Source organism: Mesorhizobium sp. M0306 (assembly GCF_040321655.1).
Lineage (GTDB): Bacteria > Pseudomonadota > Alphaproteobacteria > Rhizobiales > Rhizobiaceae > Mesorhizobium.
In genome coordinates this window covers 85,300-102,846 of sequence record NZ_JAMYRY010000020.1, presented here as the reverse complement: position 1 = coordinate 102,846, position 17,547 = coordinate 85,300, and the positions used below count along the sequence as shown (strand labels likewise).

13 protein-coding genes and 2 pseudogenes are annotated in these 17,547 nt (G+C 62.1%); 6 read left to right on the top strand and 9 right to left on the bottom strand.

Annotated elements, in window-relative coordinates:
* Positions 1–111 precede the first annotated feature (111 nt).
* Positions 112–1,491, bottom strand: a complete 1,380-nt coding sequence (locus NKI95_RS23695; RefSeq protein ID WP_352693036.1) for an aminotransferase — start codon at positions 1,489–1,491, stop codon at positions 112–114.
* 98 nt (positions 1,492–1,589) lie between these two features.
* Between NKI95_RS23695 and NKI95_RS23690 the strand changes: the two genes are divergently transcribed.
* The 4 genes from NKI95_RS23690 to NKI95_RS23675 all read left to right on the top strand — a co-directional run bounded on the left by NKI95_RS23690 (position 1,590) and on the right by NKI95_RS23675 (position 5,576).
* Complete coding sequence (locus tag NKI95_RS23690; RefSeq protein WP_352693038.1) at positions 1,590–2,471, top strand: transketolase; 882 nt, start codon at positions 1,590–1,592, stop codon at positions 2,469–2,471.
* Positions 2,468–3,448, top strand: coding sequence for a transketolase family protein (locus tag NKI95_RS23685; protein WP_352693040.1), 981 nt, complete (start codon positions 2,468–2,470; stop codon positions 3,446–3,448). The genes NKI95_RS23690 and NKI95_RS23685 overlap by 4 nt, the downstream gene beginning before the upstream one ends.
* 42 nt (positions 3,449–3,490) lie before the next feature.
* Positions 3,491–4,804, top strand: coding sequence for an aspartate aminotransferase family protein (locus NKI95_RS23680; protein ID WP_352693042.1), 1,314 nt, complete (start codon positions 3,491–3,493; stop codon positions 4,802–4,804).
* Between the two features lie 88 nt (positions 4,805–4,892).
* Positions 4,893–5,576, top strand: coding sequence for a GntR family transcriptional regulator (locus NKI95_RS23675; protein ID WP_023737066.1), 684 nt, complete (start codon positions 4,893–4,895; stop codon positions 5,574–5,576).
* A gap of 44 nt (positions 5,577–5,620) precedes the next feature.
* On the opposite strand, the gene NKI95_RS23670 is transcribed toward NKI95_RS23675, so the two are convergent.
* The 7 genes and pseudogenes from NKI95_RS23670 to NKI95_RS23640 form a co-directional block, all read right to left on the bottom strand.
* A complete protein-coding gene (locus tag NKI95_RS23670) occupies positions 5,621–7,414 on the bottom strand; it encodes a hydantoinase B/oxoprolinase family protein (RefSeq protein WP_352719587.1) in 1,794 nt (597 codons plus the stop codon).
* A 30-nt stretch (positions 7,415–7,444) separates the two neighbouring features.
* Positions 7,445–9,505: a hydantoinase/oxoprolinase family protein gene (locus NKI95_RS23665; RefSeq protein WP_352693044.1), complete on the bottom strand. Its 2,061-nt coding sequence runs from the start codon at positions 9,503–9,505 to the stop codon at positions 7,445–7,447.
* Positions 9,506–9,522: 17 nt separating this feature from the next.
* A complete protein-coding gene (locus NKI95_RS23660; RefSeq protein ID WP_352693046.1) occupies positions 9,523–10,512 on the bottom strand; it encodes an ABC transporter permease in 990 nt (329 codons plus the stop codon).
* Positions 10,505–11,479, bottom strand: a complete 975-nt coding sequence (locus tag NKI95_RS23655; protein WP_352693048.1) for an ABC transporter permease — start codon at positions 11,477–11,479, stop codon at positions 10,505–10,507. The genes NKI95_RS23660 and NKI95_RS23655 overlap by 8 nt, the downstream gene beginning before the upstream one ends.
* Positions 11,476–12,978 carry a sugar ABC transporter ATP-binding protein gene (locus NKI95_RS23650; RefSeq protein ID WP_352719585.1) on the bottom strand — a complete coding sequence of 501 codons (1,503 nt, stop codon included), beginning with the start codon at positions 12,976–12,978 and terminating at the stop codon, positions 11,476–11,478. The genes NKI95_RS23655 and NKI95_RS23650 overlap by 4 nt, the downstream gene beginning before the upstream one ends.
* Positions 12,979–13,052: 74 nt before the next feature.
* Positions 13,053–14,123 carry a TMAO reductase system periplasmic protein TorT gene (torT, locus tag NKI95_RS23645; RefSeq protein ID WP_352719583.1) on the bottom strand — a complete coding sequence of 357 codons (1,071 nt, stop codon included), beginning with the start codon at positions 14,121–14,123 and terminating at the stop codon, positions 13,053–13,055.
* A gap of 476 nt (positions 14,124–14,599) precedes the next feature.
* Positions 14,600–15,102 (bottom strand): annotated as a pseudogene (locus NKI95_RS23640) (ISNCY family transposase); the annotation flags it as partial.
* 367 nt (positions 15,103–15,469) lie between these two features.
* On the opposite strand from NKI95_RS23640, the gene NKI95_RS23635 reads away from it, so the two are divergent.
* Positions 15,470–16,222, top strand: coding sequence for an SDR family NAD(P)-dependent oxidoreductase (locus NKI95_RS23635; RefSeq protein ID WP_352693054.1), 753 nt, complete (start codon positions 15,470–15,472; stop codon positions 16,220–16,222).
* 11 nt (positions 16,223–16,233) lie between these two features.
* Here NKI95_RS23635 and NKI95_RS23630 read toward each other — a convergent pair whose 3' ends face one another.
* Positions 16,234–16,968 (bottom strand): GntR family transcriptional regulator, encoded by a 735-nt coding sequence (locus NKI95_RS23630; RefSeq protein WP_352719581.1) that lies wholly within the window; start codon positions 16,966–16,968, stop codon positions 16,234–16,236.
* A gap of 328 nt (positions 16,969–17,296) precedes the next feature.
* Between NKI95_RS23630 and NKI95_RS23625 the strand changes: the two are divergent.
* Positions 17,297–17,445, top strand: a pseudogene (locus tag NKI95_RS23625) (IS630 family transposase); the annotation flags it as partial.
* Positions 17,446–17,547: the final 102 nt, after the last annotated feature.

Here is a 17,547-nt window from a genome sequence, read left to right as displayed (position 1 = left end):
GTTCGGATAAGACAATCAGGATCCTGTATGCTGGCTGCGGCTCGCGCTTGCCCAAGCGCCTTTCGCGCGGCCGGCCCCTCCAGCGATGTCTCGCCGCCTCGCCGGGCGGGTTCATGCCGACTGGTCAGTCCGCGCATGGGCCGCCGCGGTCTCATCAAGAGCCGCGCGAATGCCATCAATCATGTAATCGATCTCTTTAGGGGCGATGACGTAGGGCGGGCAGATTGCCAGCACGTCGCCCATGTTGCGGATCATGACTCCGTGCTCGCGGCACCGCCGCTCGACATCGGTGCCAATTCGCAGCTCCGGCGCAAAGGCGCGACGGGTGGCGCGATCCTCGACGATCTGGATCCCCGCTATAAAACCGCGGCCGCGGACCTCGCCGACCAGTGTATGGTCGTTGAGCGCGTCCGCGAGCGCTGCATGCAGATAATCGCCGAGACGGCGCGCCTGGCTCACGAGATCGATCTCGCGGTAGATCCTGATCGCCTCGGCGGCGACGGCGGCTGTCACCGGATGGCCGGAATAGGTGAAACCGTGGCCGAACACGCCGACCTTGTGGGCCTCATCGGCGACGCACTGGTAGACCTTGTCGGAGATAATGACGCCGCCAATGGGCAGATGACCGGATGAAAGCCCCTTGGCGACCGACAGCATGTCCGGTTCCATGCCAAAAGTCTGGCTGCCGAACCAATTTCCGGTGCGTCCGAAGCCGCAGACCACCTCGTCGGACAGCATCAGGATGTCGTATTTGCGCAGCACCGCCTGAACCTTTGGAAAATAACCCTCCGGCGGTACCAGCACGCCGCCGGCGCCCATGACTGGCTCGGCGATCATCGCGGCGATCGTCTCTGGCCCCTCCGCCAGGATCAGGGCCTCGAGTTCCTGGGCCAGGCGCGTGGCGTAGTCATGCTCCGCCTCGGCCGGCAGACCGTCGAGATAGTGAAATGGCCGCGCCGCGAATATGACGGGAAGCGGCGGCAGGTTGAAGGACTTGTGCATATGCGGCAGGCCACTCAGCGCCGCGCCCATGATCGTACTGCCGTGGAAGGCGCCAAACCTGCTGATGATCTTGCGTTTCTCCGGGCGCCCCCGCGCGGCTTGGTAGTACCAGGCGAGCTTGACCATCGTATCATTGGCTTCGGAACCGGAGCCGACCAGAAAAACGCGCGCGTTGTCGAACGGCGCCAACGCGGTAAGCTGCTCGACGAGTTCGACGGTGGGCTCGTTCGAGCGGTGGTTGAAGGTGTGGTAGACGGCGAGCTTGCGCATCTGGCGGTCAGCAGCGACAGCCAGCCGGCTGTCGCTGAAGCCAAGCGAGGCGCACCAGAGTCCGCCCATGCCCTCGATATAGCGGTTGCCCGCGTCATCCGTGACGGTCGCGCCTTCGCCGGCCACGATCGTCAACGGACCATGATCCTCATGCAGGCGTGGATCGGTTTGGGAATGAAAGTGCCTGGCCATGTCCAGCACGCGCGATTCGTTGTTCATCAAAATTCTCCTTGCGACCAGATAGGCGGTTGCTTCAGCGACAAATATCTTATAACTTATAAGTTGTCGAGAAAAAATGATCCCGAGAGTGACGTCCAATGGCCAACGCACCCACTCCTTCAAACAACACCCTGCCACCCGACGCGGAGCGGATCGCCCTGTTGCGCGACAGGGCAGAGTTCGTCCGCCTCGAGACGCTGCGTCTCATCCAGATCGCCAAGGTGGGCCACTATTCGTCGGTGTTCTCCTGCGCGGAAATATTCGCCACGCTCTACTACGATGCGATGCGGCTGAGGCGCGGCGAGCCGCAATGGCCGGACCGCGACCGCTTCCTTATGGGCAAAGGGCACGCCGCGGTCGGCCTTTATCCGCTGCTGGTCGACTGGGGCTTCTTCTCCAAGGACGTTCTCGATGGCTATACCCGGCTCGGCAATCCGCTTGGCGATCATCCCGACATGCGCAAGGTGCCCGGCGTCGATTTCAGCTCCGGCTCGATCGGCCATGCTTTGTCCGGCGGCCTCGGTATGGTGCTTGGCGGCCGTGCGGCTGACCGGCGCTTCGATGTCTATGTCCTGCTCGGTGACGGCGAGATGCAGGAGGGCCAGGTCTGGGAAGCGGCGCTGTCTGCCGCCCACCATAAGGCCGGCAATCTGATCGCCATCGTCGATCGTAACGGATACCAGCTCGACGGGCAGGTCGACGACATCATCGGCATCGAACCGTTGGCCGACAAATGGGCGGCGTTCGGCTGGCAGGTGCACGAGGTCGATGGGCACGACGTCGTCGCTCTCGCGACGCTGCTGCGACAGTTGAAGGCCGAGGCAGACCGCACCCGGCCCGTCTGCATCATTGCCAAGACCTCCAAAGGCAAGGGCGTTGGTTACATGGAAACCGAACCCGGCTGGCATCTGGGCTATCTCGCGCCATCGGACGAGGCCCTGGCCGCCGAAGAGATCAAGCGTGGAGGCAAAACACAATGAACGGCCCGATCGATACCAACTCCTGGCAGTACCGCCAGATCAACGCGCGCGCGCCTGGCCTGAGTTACCTGGCCAATGCGCTCATCGATCTGGTCGAAGACGGTTATCCGGTCGTGGCCGGTACGGCCGACCTTCAATATTCCAACGGGCTGGTGCGGTTCGCGCAACGCTTTCCCGAACGCTTCACGCAATTTGGCATTTCCGAGCAGAACATGGTTTCGGCTGCTGCCGGCATGGCCAGCACCGGCGCCATGCCGTTCGTCGCTACATTCGCTTCTTTCCTGGCGCTGCTGTGCTGCGAACAGATCAGAACCGACGTCGCCTATTCGGCGCTGCCGGTGCGGCTGATCGGTCATCATGCCGGTATTTCACTCGGCTTCTACGGCACCTCCCACCATGCGACGGAAGATCTTGCCATCATGCGAAGCATCGCCGACCTCACGGTCGTCGCGCCGGCTGACGGCCCGCAACTGGCGGCCGCCGTCAAGGCGTCTGTCAATCATGCCCAGCCAATCTACTTCCGCATTGGCCGCGGCCAGGAACCGCTGGTCTATGAAGACGACGGCGTCGACTTCCAGTTCGGCAAGGCGATCGTTCACGGCGAAGGATCGGACCTGACCATCATCGCCTGTGGCTCGATGGTCCATCCCTCAAGGGAGGCTTACCGCGCGCTGCGTGCGGCGGGCAAATCCGTCGGACTGATCGACATGCATACGGTGAAGCCACTGGATACGAAGGCAGTGCTCTCGGCCGCGGCTCACTCCCGCTTCATTCTAACCATCGAGGAACACAATATCCTGGGCGGTCTGGGCGGCGCCGTGGCGGAAATCCTGGCGGAGGCGGGCAGCCCGGCACGGTTGATACGCCATGGCATCCGCGACGAATACAGCCTGATTGCGCCGCCAACGCATCTCTACAAGCACTACCGGCTGGACGCGGCGGGAATCGAGGCCACCGTTCTTGAAGCCCTCGGCTGAGCCGGCGGACAACCATAGCCATGCACGGACACGGACATTCCGATGACCGATCAGAATAACACGGCCCGACTCATCGAGCGCGCCGGTGCGGTGATGCCGGGCGGATTGCTCAGCCCGAGCCGCAGGCTCGGCGCGCCGCATGTATTTGCCCGGGCGCAGGGTGCGTTTCTCTACGACGTCGAGGGACACCAGTACACCGACTTCCACTGCGGCTTCGGCGCCAACGTGCTTGGCCACTGTCATCCGGCGGTGCGTGAACGCATCGCTGCGGTCTCCCAGGACATCGATCTTGTCGGCGCGGGAACGATGCGGCTGGAGATCGAGGTGGCGGAGGCGCTGGTCGACTGCATCCCTTGCGCGGATCTCGTCGCCTTCTGCAATTCCGGATCAGAGGCGACCTATCACGCCCTGCGCCTTGCCCGCGCCGCCACCGGTCGCAAGCGCATCATCAAGTTCCAAGGCGGATATCATGGCTGGCACGACTATGTCGCCATGAACGTACAGTCGCACGCGCAGGCGATCGGCAAGTACGATCCCATCAGCGCCGGCATCCTCGAGGATGCCGCCCGTCACACCATCGTGCTGCCTTACAACGATGCCGGCGCCGTCGAGGATTATCTCAAGGCCAATCCGGGCGAGGTCGCGGCGATCATCATCGAGCCAATCGCTCACAATATGGGGTCGGTGATCGCGACGGATGTTTTCCTGCGCGAGCTGCGTCGCCTGACCAGCGATCATGGTGTCGTGCTGATCTTCGACGAGGTCATCACCGGCTTTCGCCACGCGCTCGGCGGCTATCAGTCGATCGCCGACGTCACGCCTGATCTCGCGACCTTCGGCAAGGCGGCCTCCTCAGGCTATCCCGTTGGCGTGGTGGCCGGTCGTCGCGATCTCATGGCGCTCGTCGGCCGGACCGGGGAAGGATCCGTGTTCATGGGCGGTACTTTCAACGGCACGCCGTCGACGCTCGCCGCCATGCAGGCGACGATCGAGGAGCTGTCGAAACCAGGCTTCTACGACCGCCTGTTTGCCCTCGGCGCTTTCATGCGCACGCAGCTGGATGGCATTATCGATCGCCTCGGCCTGCCCGCGCAGAGCGCCGGGTTTGGCTCGGTCTGGCTGATCTATTTCCTCAGCGGTCCTTACCGCGACTACCAGGACTTGCTGGGCAACGACGATGTCTTCGATCTTGCATTCCGCAGAGAGATGGTGGCGAACCGGCTGATCGGCCAGCCGCTTCCGCTCAAGCGTCTCTACCTGTCAGGGAGCCATGACCGGGCGACAGTCGAGAAATCGCTGGATATCATCGAGACAATCCTGCGCAAGCTCTCCGCTGGGAAACCCGCCAGCTCCTAGCCATGTTTCGCAACGGACTTATAGGATATAAGAGCGTCTCGCACTATCCGTTGTCGATTCGGTGCGGCCAAGATTGCAGCGGTGGACCATGAGCACGATGCAGCCAATCGAGCAAGGCAGTCTGTCGGCGAGAACTTATATCTCGCTGCGCGAAGCCCTGATCGCCGGCAATTTCCGGCCCGGCGAAAGACTGTTGATGCAGGATCTGGCGCAACGGCTGGGCACCAGCGTCACGCCTGTGCGCGAGGCCTGTTTCAGGCTCGTCAGCGAGCAGGCGCTGGAACTGCGGTCGGGGCGGTTCATCACCGTTCCAGAGCTGACCCGGTCGCGTTATTGGCAGGTCCGGCTCATTCGCATCGCGCTCGAGGGACTAGCGGCCGAACTCGCCGTCGAGCATGTTTCGGAGAAGGACATTGCAAAACTGGTCGAGATCCATCGCGATTTCGTGGCCGGCGAAACGTCCGGCGACGCTGACCGCGCCCGTCGCGCCAATCGTGAATTCCACTTCGGCGTCTACCGCCTGTCCAAGATGGATATGCTGATCGCCCAGATCGAAAGCCTGTGGGTCTCGATGGGCCCTATCCTCAACGTGTATTATCTGCAGGCCGAGAACGATTACATCGGCGCGGAGGAGCACGAGACGCTGATCGAAGCGTTCCGGACCCGCAACAAGAAGGTGGCGCGTAAGGCGATCGAACGCGACATCGTGCGCGGTGGCATGAACCTGTTGCGGTACTTCGACGAGCAGGACGCGGCCGCCAAGCGGGCGTGATCGAAGCCGCCGGTCATTTGCTGGCGACCTCTCTTCGCGCTGGCTCAGGCCGCCCGAAGGCGCGCGGTGGCATCCTGGTCGACGACCCAGACGCCCTGTTCGGCGTCCAGCACCAGGGCCGCCTTGTAGGATTGGCGAGCCGCTTCGCTCGTCAGCCAGCCGCGGTCAACGCTGGCCGCGACACGGCGGACATCGCGCTTGGTCGGGTCGCCATAGCCACCGCCGCCACAGGCAACGAACTCGATGCGCTCGCCGGCGCGACACGCCTCCTCATGGAACGCAGGCAATTCCACCAGCTTGCCGTCCGTGCCGCGCTTGGCGCTGCGACTGGCCTTGGCGTCACCGCCGCCGAGCACGCCGCGCGGCGGAAAGGTTGTGCCATCGGCCGAGTAGACCAGTGTCATCTCGTGGTCGACGGGATAGAAGACACCGCCCACCGCGGGAGCACCCTCGAACTCGCCAATGCCTTGGGTATCCGCCACCACGCCGCGCGATTCAATGATGATGGGATACATGGATTCGTCCACCTCCACGGAATCCAGCGCGATCAGGCCGCCATTCGCCGGCCCGCAATATGTCAACCAGCCGTCATAGCCGTGACGCGCCCCGCCGCCGGCGTAGCCAATGAAGACCTGGTTGACGTAGGGCTGCCCGTCCTTGAACGGATCCTTGCCTGAAATCACCCCGATCCCCGCCGGCAGGTGCGAGCCGCTCTCGGCCTGGCCATAGGGTTCTCCCATCGTCGAGAACACGCAATTGCCGGCGATGATCAACCGGTCGTTGACATTGGTGGTCGCCACCGAGGTGCCTACGGGGTAGCGGGGTTTGCCAACCACGCTTCCCTCCCGCATCAACACCTTGATCCGGCTCTTGGCGCCCTCGTTGTGCGGGATGCCGTCGTCGAGATTGTTGAAGACGCCAATGCGGCACGAGCCCGTGCAGGTGTTTTCCGACAGATTGAGACCGCCAGGGACGTTGTCCATGTTGTCACGCACATCGACCGTGATCTCGCCGGCTTCAGGGTCGACATCGATGGTGATCCTGACCGGGATGCCCTCCTCCGCCACGCCGGGGACCGGGTCATGGCGGACCTCGTAGGAGAACTTGCCCTTCGGCAATTTGGCGATTTCGGCCATGGCGCGACGTGCACCGTAGTCGAACCAGTCCTCGACAAAATCCAGCAGCGTGTCGCGGCCGTATTTTTCAAGCAGTTCCAAGAGACGGCGTCGACCGGTCCTGCAGGCGCCGATCTGGGCTCGCACGTCGCCCAGCCAGATGTCTGGAACACGGTTGCGCATCATGCCGATGCGCAGGATGTCCTGCTTCTCCCGGTGCTGTTCGACCACACGCACGCAGGGAAAGTGGATGCCTTCCTCATAAACGTTCTTGGCAAATGGCAGATAGGTCGAAGGTGTCGGCGCGCCAGTATCGGCGTGATGGGAAAGCGCCACGGCCCAGAACAGCGGCTTGCCGTCGAAAAAGATCGGCATCGCCATGATCAGGTCGGCATGATGGGTGCCGCCAGTGTATGGGCAGTTGTTGAGGAAGATGTCGCCGTCGGCGATATCGTCGAACAACTCCGTTATCGGACGGGTCGCCAGATCCATCGACATGACGTGGATCGGCAGCGCGTCCTCGGTGGAAACGAGGCGGTGATCATAGGTCAGGATCGCACAGCTCAGGTCGCGGGCGTTCTTGATCACCGCTGAGCGGCTGGCCCGCATCACGACCAGCGTCATTTCCCGCACGACGGCCTCGAACCGGCTTTTCAGAACCGACATCAGAAACGGATCGACGCGGCGCGTTGGTGTCTCCAGGCGAATGACAGGTGAATTCATTTTGCGGTGCCTTGTTAGCGAAGGTTGGAGTCAATCGACTGTCACGACAATGTTGCCTTGCGGGTCGACGCGCCCACGGTGTCCGTCCTTGAGGAAGGCGGTGAACGTCGTCGCCTCCACCAGGCAGGGGCCGTCAAGCGCCGCCCCCGCGCCCAGCTGGTCCATGTCGTAGACGGGCAGAGAACTCGTCCGCCGGGTTTCATGCAAATAAGCTGGCCGATGGGCCTTGGCGACCGGCGACGTCGCCTGGTCGGCCAGCCTGAAGTCCTTCCAGGCATCCTGATTAGCCCGCTTGCCGACCGCGCGCAGCTTCCAGTTGGTGAATTCGACGACGTCGCGATCGGATCTGATCGAATAGATGCGTTCGTGCATCTGATGGAACGCTTCGACCAGACTTGGGAGTTTTTCCGCTTCGAGGCGCGGCTCATTGGCCTCGAAATGGACCTCGATCTCCCAGGACTGGTACTCGTAGCGACCAAGAAAGGAGAACTCGAAACGCCGGAGATCTGGCTCAACACCAGCCTGTTCGAGGAATGCCTCGCCCGACACCTTCAACCGCGCCAGGATGTCGGAGACGCCAGCGGCGTCGAAGCGCCGGGTCGAGGTCAGGAAAACCGCGCTTTCCTCGCGCGTGATATCAGAGATCAACCCGCCGAACGCGCTCAACCCAGCCATGAAGCGCGGGATCATGTAGCGTTTCAAGCCCAATATGTCGGCCATCTCGGCGATGTGGATGGCGGTCGCGCCGCCGCCGCAGACAAAGAAACTGTCGCGTGGGTTTATGCCCTCGCGAATGGTGATTTCCTCGATGGCCCCGACCATGTTGTGGTTGCTGGTGGTCTGGATGGCGTAAGCCGCGTCGAGCAGCGGGATGCCGAGCCGCGTCGCGATGCTCGCGACCGCTTTCTCGGCCAGTTCGCGGCTGATCTTGATCCGCCCGCCAAGAAAATAATCCGGGTCAATGATGCCGAGCACGACATTGGCATCGGTGACCGTCGGCGCGGTTCCGCCCGCTCCGTAGCATGCCGGCCCGGGCCGCGCGCCAGCGCTCTGTGGACCGACCCGCAGCAGGCCGCCATCATCGACCCAGGCAATCGACCCGCCGCCGGCGCCGACCGATCTCACATCCACCTTCGCGATGCCGAGCGAGTCGTCGTGGATCATGCTGTCCGGGGTGACGATGATCTGGTGGTCACGCAAAGCCGAGACGTCGAAGGTGGTGCCGCCCATGTCACCGACGATGACGTTGGCTTCGTCGCTCAGCGCCAGCGCCGCCATCGGCGCCAGCGTCGGCCCCGACATGACGCTGTAGATTGGCCGCCGCAGCATCTCGGCGGGAGGCATCATTCCACCGACGCAGTTGGCCAGCAGCAGCTCGCCCTGGAAACCAGCCTGCGAAAGTGCTTGCCGCAAGTCCTCGATATAGGTTCGCACGATCGGATTGATCGACGCGTCGATAGCGGCCGCGATGATGCGCTTGTACTCGCGCGACATCGGATTGACTTCATGGCTAAGCGTCACCGGGATCTCCGGCCATGCCTGCGCGATGATATCGCGCACCGTCGTTTCATGGATGGGATTGACGACCGACCAAAGCAGACCGACCGCTATCGCTTCGACCCCATAGCGCCGGAAGTCGGCTATCGCCGCCTCGACATCGGATCTCGACAGAGGCGTGAGCTCCCGCCCGCGCGCATCGACGCGGCCCCGCGCCGTCTTCGTCAGGTGGCGCGAGACGTAAGGCTCCGGATAGTCGAGCCGCCACTGGAAGGCGCCCTTGCGCGGGCCCTCGCGCAAGACGAGGATGTCCTGATGTCCTTCGTTGAGGATCAACCCGACCTTGACGGTCTTGCGCTCGACCAGCGCGTTGGTCGAGACGGTCGAGCCGTGTACGATCAAGTCGATCTTGGTCATGAACGTCGCGGGATCGAGCCCGTATCCGGCCGCCGCCACGTGCAGCACGTTGATGAACCCCTTCTCGAATTCGCCGGGCGTCGTCGGCGATTTGAAGATCGAGATTTTCCCACCGGGCTCGGAAACCAGGCAATCGGTGAACGTTCCGCCGATATCGATGCAGACTTGATAAGCCATTTATAGGTCCGAAGCTGTTAGCGTTTCTTGTGATCGCGGCCCAGTATCAGGCTGGCCAGAATGATGAGGCCCAACAAAACCTGCTGGAGATACCCGTCGACCTGCATGAGGTTCATGGCGTTGGAAATGACCGTGATGAACAGGGCACCCAGCAGAGCCGCGGTGACGCCTCCCTCGCCGCCGGTCAGCCGCACGCCACCAACCACCGCCGCCGCTATCGATTCCAGGGTCAGGTTGCCGCCGAGATTGGGCTCGCCCGATCCGGTGCGCGCGGTGAGCAGCATGGCGCCAATCGCGGCCAGCAGCGAGCAGACCACGTAGTCGATCGCAACGACACGTCCGGTTCGAACGCCCGCCGCCTTCGCCGCGCGAGGATTGGCGCCGATGAGATACAGGCCGCGGCCGAACACGGTGAAGCGCAGGACCAGGAACAGCAGTGCGAAACACAGCGCGGCGAACAGGATGGGCACCGGAATGCCGATCAGCCGTCCCTCCGCCAAGGCGTCCGTGAAGGCCTCGGGAATGCCCGGCACGGGAAAGCCGCCGCTGACGGTTGACGCCAGTGCCATGACAATGTTGGCCATGCCAAGCGTCGTCACGAGTGGATTGATGCCGACACCGGCGATGAGGAAGCCGTTCAGCCCGCCGATAAGCAGCCCGACGCCAAGGCCGGCGACGATTCCCCACAGGATCGGCATATCGCCGCTTCCGGTCATCACCATCGCCGATATGACGCTGACGAGCGAGACGGTAAAACCAAGCGAAAGGTCGAAGCCGCGCGTCAGCAGCACCATGGTCTGCGCCATGGCAAACAGTGCGAGATAACTGGTCTGGATCGCGATGTTCCAGAGATTGCCGCTTGAAACAATACGCGGGTCGAGCAGACCGAGAACCAGCAGGGCCAGGAATACAAGCCCCGGCAGCTTGGCCTGCGCCGCGAACTGGCGGATGTCCGGGCGAGCGCGGTCAAGAACAACCGGAGCCGCCATGTCTGGACGATCAGACATTGGCCCGCCTCCCCTGAACAATTCGGTCGAAAGCCAGTGCGCCGATGAGCACCGAACCGAGAACCAGCGTCTGGAATTTGCTGTCGATCTGCGTGAGGTTCATCGCATTGGCGATGATTGAGAGGCACAGCGCCGCCATGGCGACGTTCTCGGCGCGGCCTGAGCCGCCGCGCAATGAAACGCCGCCGATCACCGCCGCTGCGATCGTCTCCAGTCCCAGCGTGCCGCCGATCGTCGACTGGCCAGAACCGATGCGAGCGGTGATCAGGACGCCGGTGAGCGCGGCCAGGAGACCGGAGACCACATAGGCGGTAATCAACACGCGGTGAGTCCGCACGCCCGACAGCCGGGCGGCGCCGACGTTGCCGCCGACGGCGTAGAAGTGGCGCCCGAGCGCGGTCCGACGCTGCAGAATGATGGCGATGGCGATCACCGCGATCGCCAGCAGCAAGACCGGCGGCAGGCCAAGCACCTGGCCTCGCCCGATGGCATCGACGAAAGCGTCGGAAACGCCATAGATCGGGATGCCCTGCGTGTAATAGAGCGTAATTCCTGCGACGATCGACAACGATGCCAATGTCACCATGAAGGGTGAGAGGGAAAGCCGCGCCACCAGCGTGCCGTTTACCAGGCCAACACAAGCGCCGCTGGTCAAGGCCAGCGCCACTGGGACCAGCAGTTGGACCCCATTTGCGTCGGGCATCGCGGCCATCGCCGCGGCCGTGACCACGGACGCCAAGGCCATGGTGGCGCCGACCGACAGATCAAAGCCACCGGTGGTCATGACGATCATCTGGCCGATCGCCGGAATCGCCAAGAAGGAAAAATTGCGCAGGACGTTGAGGATGTTCAGGCGGTTCAGAAAACGCGGTTCGACGATCGCGGCCACGGCCGCGACCGCGACCAGAAGCAGGATGACGATCCCGCCGGTTTCCAGAAAACGGCGCCGCAGCGTGTCAGGGCTCATGCCGCCTCCGTGGCGCCGGTTTCGGCGTCGAAATAGTGACGCAGCACCGCGGCCTCGGTGATGCCGTCGTCTTTGAGTTCGGCGACAATGCGCGCTTCGCGCATGACGTAGACGCGGTTCGCCAGGTGAACGAGTTCTGGCAGTTCGGACGATGACAGCAGAATGGCCGCGCCGTTCTCGACCAGGGTCTTCATAAGCCGGTAGACCTCGCTTTTGGCGCCGACGTCGATGCCAACCGTCGGTTCATCGAAGATATGGACCGAGACCGGGCGCATCAGACCGCGCGCCAGCACGAGTTTCTGCTGGTTTCCTCCCGAAAAGGACGACGCCGCGCGTTCGGGCGCCATCGGTCGCAGACCCAGGGTCTTCAACGGCGCGGCTATCGCCCGGCGCTCGCGCCACGACTTGAGCAGTCCGGCCTGGGACAGTCTCGGGTCGTCGAGCGCCGCCATGGTCACATTCTCGCGGCCTGGCCGGCCAAGCGCCAGTCCCTCGGCGCCGCGATCGGCCGGGTAGTAACAAAGTCCAGCACGCAACATGCTGTGCGGCACTGGCGCTCTGACCACCTCGCCATGGAGTTCGATCTCACCGGACGTCACACGCTCCAGGCCGAATACGGCTCGGCAAAGTTTGCTACGACCGCAGCCAACCAGGCCCGCCAGGCCGACGATTTCGCCAGCTCTGACCACGATGGAGGCATCGGATAGGGTGCCGGAGACACTGATCCCCCTGGTCGCCAGCACTATTTCGGCGGGGCGCTGGCTGATTGACGGATAAAGTCGTTCGACCGGCTGGCCGACCATCATCTCGATCAGCGTCGCGTCCGATGCCGCGGCGATGGCCACGGTGTCGATCTTGCGCCCTCCTCGCAAGACCGTGACACGGTCCGCGAGCCGACGGATCTCGGCCATACGGTGCGACACATAGATGATCCCGACACCCCGTGCCTTGAGGCCCGCGATGGCGGCGAACAATTTTTCCGCTTCACCGTCGGTAAGCGACGCGGTCGGTTCGTCGAGGATGAGTATCTTGGCATCCGAAAGCATGCCTTTGGCAATCTCGACCATCTGCTTTTGCGCCCGGGTCAGCGTTTCGATCTTGCTGTCCAGCTCGACGTGGAAGCCAATGTCGCGGAAGCGTTCTTCCGCGCGGGCACGCATCGCGCGCCGATTCAGGAAAAGCCTTCCTTTGATCTCGCGTCCAAGAAACAGGTTCTCCTCGACCGTGAGGTCGGGGACGAGACTGAATTCCTGGAACACAGCCGCGACGCCCGCATCGCGGGATTTCTGCGGGGTCAGCGCGGAAACGGTTTGGCCGTCGATACGGCACGAGCCTTCGGTCCAGCCATAGGTTCCCGCTATCAGATTGATGAGCGTCGACTTGCCGGCGCCGTTTTCGCCGAGAAGGGCGTGGACCTCACCGCTCAGCAGTGTGAAATCAACGCCGTCAAGCGCCACCACACCCCCGAAACGCTTCGTCATACCCGTAAGTTCAAGCATCGCTGACACCACCGAACTCGAAGCTAAAAGGGCGGCAGGCCAAGGCCGAGGTCTACCGCCCATCGAAGATGCGACTATTGTACCGAAAATTCAGGCTTCCACCCATCGGGCGCGAAAATCTGCGTCGGGTCGATTTTGTCGACGTTGTCCTTGGTCACGATACCCGGCGCGACCAGCAGAACCTTCTCATAGTCCTTCTTTTCCAAGGCGCGCACCGCGAGGTCGACGCTGATGCGGCCCATCATCACCGGATACTCGGCGGCAAAGCCAAGCACCTTGCCTTCCTTGACCAGCTTCAGCATCGTCTGGTTCTCGTAAGACGACATGATCACGACATCGTCGCGGCCAGCGTCGGCGACGGCGCTGACGGCCGCTTCCGCCGCAGCAGCCCCGCCCCAGATGACATTGAGATCGGGATAGGTCTGCAGGGCGTCCTCGACGAGGCGCAGGCTTTGCGGAACGCCGGGCTCACCATAGAGCTCGGCCGCGAGCTTGATGTTGCCGGTTTTGATGCTGTCGCGAAAGCCCGCCATATAGCTCTCCGCCCAACCCGATCCCTGCGGACCTGGCAGGCCGATCGCGGTCGTCTTTTTGTCGCCGAGGTACTTCTTGAGGTACTCACCCTCCTGAAAACCCTTCTGGTAGGTATCGGGAGTGATGCGCGCGGTGATCGGAGTTTCCAGAATGGGATTGGCGACGGCGATCTGGACAAGGCCTGTGGCGTCGCCCTCCTTCAGCTTGGCCGCCAGACCGGCTTCCGAGATGGCGGCGACGAGGATACCCTGGGCACCGGATGCGACGCAATCGTCGTATTGCGACAGCTGCTTGGGCAGCGCGTCATAGCCGCCAGCCTGCAGGACCGTCACTTTGACACCCAGGCGCTTTGCTTCCTCAACAATACCGTAGTCCACCGAGACCCAGTAGCTGTCCTTGAGGTGCGGAAACAAGACGCACAGGTTCCAGGGCTTCTCGGCCTTTTCCAGCGGCACATAGTCGAGTGCCTCGACTTTTTTCAGATCGCCGCCTCTGGCCGCGTTGATCTTGAAGGGCCACCAATCCTTGGCCTGCGCGGCGTTGGGCAGGACGGCCACGCCGGTGACGAAAGCCGCCGCGAGGATGGATCGGAAAGCGTGATTCTTGGTCATGTGATTCCCCATTTTCGTGTGTTCCCGGGTCCGGAGCCGGCGATTTCGCCGGCTCCGCGGTCTGCCTTGGGAGCAGAGGCTTGCTGGCGGATCGTAGTACCGTCTAGGCGAGTTCGCCTTCAGGGCCATCCGCGCCGTTGTTCATTTTCACAGTGCTACCGTACTACTTATAAGTTATAAGTCAATAGGGTTTTCATTAGCCGGTGCTCAGCCGGGAAGGTGTCTTCAATCGCGGTTTCGCTGCCTCGACCGGGATCACAATCCATTTGACGAAAGACGAGGTCGGAGACAGCAGCCATGCAACTGGCCTCGGCGATGTGGGCTTCCTCGCGACCGACCGGTATGCGGCTTGTCGATCGAGTTGCCTGACATCAAGCGCCGGCGAATAAGTCAAAGCGATCAGCGTGGCCTTCGAATACAGAGCCATTGGTCAGCAGCCGCACTTCGCTATCGACCAAATCGTCATAGGGTCTTTAGGGAGGAGATGTGCCCAGTGCATTCGCGTGCTGCAACAGCCGCGCTGAACCGCACGGCAGCGTGCCATAACACGCTGCGGTCGGATGATTGTTGAAATGACGGTTCCCCGCGCACGACCGTGCCGCTTTCCAACTTCTCTCGTCTGGCGCTTGCCAGCCTGAGTTCTTCCTAGAGGTCGGCGCCCGGATTGCGGGTGTTGTCTTGCGACTTCATTCTCCCGGCAGCCGGGCAAAGGCCCGCAACGTGGAGGCTTCTAAATGGAACGCGGGTTCCCGATGCTTAGTGGGTGGTGCTGCTTGAGCAGGGGCAGGGCAGCACAGCCTCCGCCGGCAAGCCGTCGCGGCCGGTTCCCTTGATAGCGTGCCGGCGCAAGGTCCCGCGTCACCAGGCTCGCAAATCGCGATGCACGTCCAGCCATTGCGACATGGTTTTGTCAGCTGAGAGACCGATCCCGTGTGCCGCGAACAGTCGAAACACTGATTGGGGGTGTGCGTTCTTGGCGTTGTGCAGCACTTCTGGCATTACTGGCCTTGCGGGGATGACGAGTCGGTCATGCGACAGTATGGATGTCCCCATCGGAATAGCCGGTCCGCCTTATCGGTCGTCACACCCGCATATCGCTCCGCTTCTAGGGAACACCCCATCACGCGAGGAAAGACATGGCCACATGCGCAGTGTCGCCAATCTAGCCGTTGGACCGACGGCCCGGCGCTTGGGCCAGTCCACCGGCTTTAACCTGCGTCACAACTTGATCCACTGATCCTAGGAGACGACAACGTTGTTCGTCATGATTTGATGGGGCGGGGATTGGCCCAAAAGCGAGCCCCACAAACTGTGCGGTTGCCAAATGCGTAATGGAGTGAATTGGAATGATCATCGTAACAGGCGCCACGCACGGGATTGGGCGGGCCTGCGTGGAGAAACTTGCGTCTGCCGGTTCCAGAGTGGTGGCGACCGGCCGAGATGCAGAAGCGGGCGCGGCGCTCGAACGCGCCAATCACGGTGTCACGTTCGTTGCCGGTGACATCATCCGTGAAGACGATTGCCGCCGTGTCGTCGACCGTGCGCTTGAACTTGGCAACGGCCGGCTCGCGGGGCTCGTGAACAATGCCGGCATGTCGAAGCGCATTGCCTTCGCCACCGCCACCCAGGACGATTGGGATGAGGTCCTTGCGGTTAATGCACGCAGCGTCTTTTTCTTCATCCGTCATGCGCTGGACGGCTTGCGGCATGGGAGGGGTTCAGTTGTCAACATGGCCAGCATCGCCGGAAAGACGGGCGAAGAAGGGCTCGCTGCCTACTGCGCCTCGAAGGCCGCGGTCATCGGGCTGACGCAGGCACTCGCGCTGGAGTTCGGCGAGGAGATCCGCTTCAACGCTGTCTGCCCCGGCCAGATCGAAACACGCATGATGGGCAACATCATAAGCGATGCACTGCGCAAGAAGCAGCTCGAACTGCGGATCCCTGCCAACCGCTTCGGTGCCCCTGAAGAGATCGCTGATGTCGTCGCTTGGTTACTTTCGAGTCAATCGAGCTATGTCAACGGCACGGTGGTGACTGTAGACGGCGGGGAAACAGCCGGCCTGCGCACACCGCGCGTCGCGCAAATCGATGGTGCTTAGGGCAATTCAGCTCAGACGGAGCCGCGCTCGTCGAAATAGCGCAGAAAACCATGTGAGCCTCGCTGGATGTCGTTCTCGATCGCCTCGCGGGCCCTCTTCCTGTCGCCAGCCCTCAAGGCCTCGATGAGATGGTCATGTTCTTCCGCGCCGGTGTACCCGCGCGGAATTTCCCGATCGTAAACGTTAAGGATTGGACCCATCGAGGCCCACATGCTTTCGATCTGTCCGATCAGCATCGGCATACGCGACAGGCGGTAGACGCCGAAGTGGAAAGCGCGATTGGAGGATCGCGCTTCCTTGATATTACCGGCCTTATTGCTCTCTACAAATGAGGCGCGGAAGGTCTCAAGCTGTTCGAGATCGGGGGGGGCAAAATGGTCGGCAGCGTGTTCTGCCGCAAGCCCTTCAAGTGCCACGCGGATCAGCTTGATCTGAATGTAGCGGGCGCGGCTGAGGTCTGGCACCGCGGCGAACCTGCCGGAGCGCAACTCGAGCGCCTGCTCGCTGACGAGCCGCAGACAGGCTTCGCGCACCGGCGTAATGCTGGTTCCGAGCTGCCCGGCAAGATCCTGCATAAGGAGACGGTCGCCCGGCGCGAAATTGCCGATGATCAAGCCATCCCGCACCTTGCTGTAAATCCGCGCGGACAGGCTGCCCATCTCCTCAGGCTGCATCTTCATAGGGCCCATGGGACTCCCCTCGCCTCTGCTGCAGATGTACGGAAATGTCCGATTGACGCGTTTCACTACGTTTATAAGTTATAATCGCTGTCTATATTTTGTTATTCAGCAGCAGACAAGTACGTGTACGTTAATTGTCTGCAGCAAACATGTCCGTTTTCATAATTATTTGTGAAATTATTGTTTCAGCCATATAAAAAACAAGGAACCCCTTCTTTTCCGATCCTGATAATGGAATGTGACCAAAGAAGAAGGCGCGATCTCATCTGCGTGGCATGAGATGGTGTGCGAGAGATGATGACATCTGAAGGAGCCGGGAAGCTTACATGTCAATTTCCAGTCTGATGGGCAGAAAATTCCGATTCTGAGGCGACTCCGAACCGGCTGGACCGACGATGACGTCGGCACCGTCGAGATGATCCGGCAGGCCAGCAAGTCCAAAAGCTGCGTATGGCGTTGGCAGAGCGTTTCGCCGCCGAAGGGCTTCAAGGGCTGTTGCGCGACAAGACGCGGCCCTCGCGCATTGCGGCTCTTGGGCCCGAAAGCCCGCCGAGCGCAGCTCTGACAAGGCCGCGACAGGAATCGAACGACGACTGGCCAGAATTATGAAATCCCTTGCGACACTATGCAATTTCAGACATTTCA

Excerpts from the sequence above, each read along its gene's own strand:
- NKI95_RS23670 (WP_352719587.1), bottom strand. The coding sequence starts at position 7,414 with ATGAATTCACCTGTCATTCGCCTGGAGACACCAACGCGCCGCGTCGAT.
- NKI95_RS23685 (WP_352693040.1), top strand. The coding sequence starts at position 2,468 with ATGAACGGCCCGATCGATACCAACTCCTGGCAGTACCGCCAGATCAAC.
- NKI95_RS23655 (WP_352693048.1), bottom strand. The coding sequence starts at position 11,479 with ATGAGCCCTGACACGCTGCGGCGCCGTTTTCTGGAAACCGGCGGGATC.
- NKI95_RS23635 (WP_352693054.1), top strand. The coding sequence starts at position 15,470 with ATGATCATCGTAACAGGCGCCACGCACGGGATTGGGCGGGCCTGCGTG.
- NKI95_RS23660 (WP_352693046.1), bottom strand. The coding sequence starts at position 10,512 with ATGTCTGATCGTCCAGACATGGCGGCTCCGGTTGTTCTTGACCGCGCT.
- NKI95_RS23690 (WP_352693038.1), top strand. The coding sequence starts at position 1,590 with ATGGCCAACGCACCCACTCCTTCAAACAACACCCTGCCACCCGACGCG.
- NKI95_RS23680 (WP_352693042.1), top strand. The coding sequence starts at position 3,491 with ATGACCGATCAGAATAACACGGCCCGACTCATCGAGCGCGCCGGTGCG.
- torT (WP_352719583.1), bottom strand. The coding sequence starts at position 14,123 with ATGACCAAGAATCACGCTTTCCGATCCATCCTCGCGGCGGCTTTCGTC.
- NKI95_RS23650 (WP_352719585.1), bottom strand. The coding sequence starts at position 12,978 with ATGCTTGAACTTACGGGTATGACGAAGCGTTTCGGGGGTGTGGTGGCG.
- NKI95_RS23695 (WP_352693036.1), bottom strand. The coding sequence starts at position 1,491 with ATGAACAACGAATCGCGCGTGCTGGACATGGCCAGGCACTTTCATTCC.
- NKI95_RS23665 (WP_352693044.1), bottom strand. The coding sequence starts at position 9,505 with ATGGCTTATCAAGTCTGCATCGATATCGGCGGAACGTTCACCGATTGC.
- NKI95_RS23675 (WP_023737066.1), top strand. The coding sequence starts at position 4,893 with ATGAGCACGATGCAGCCAATCGAGCAAGGCAGTCTGTCGGCGAGAACT.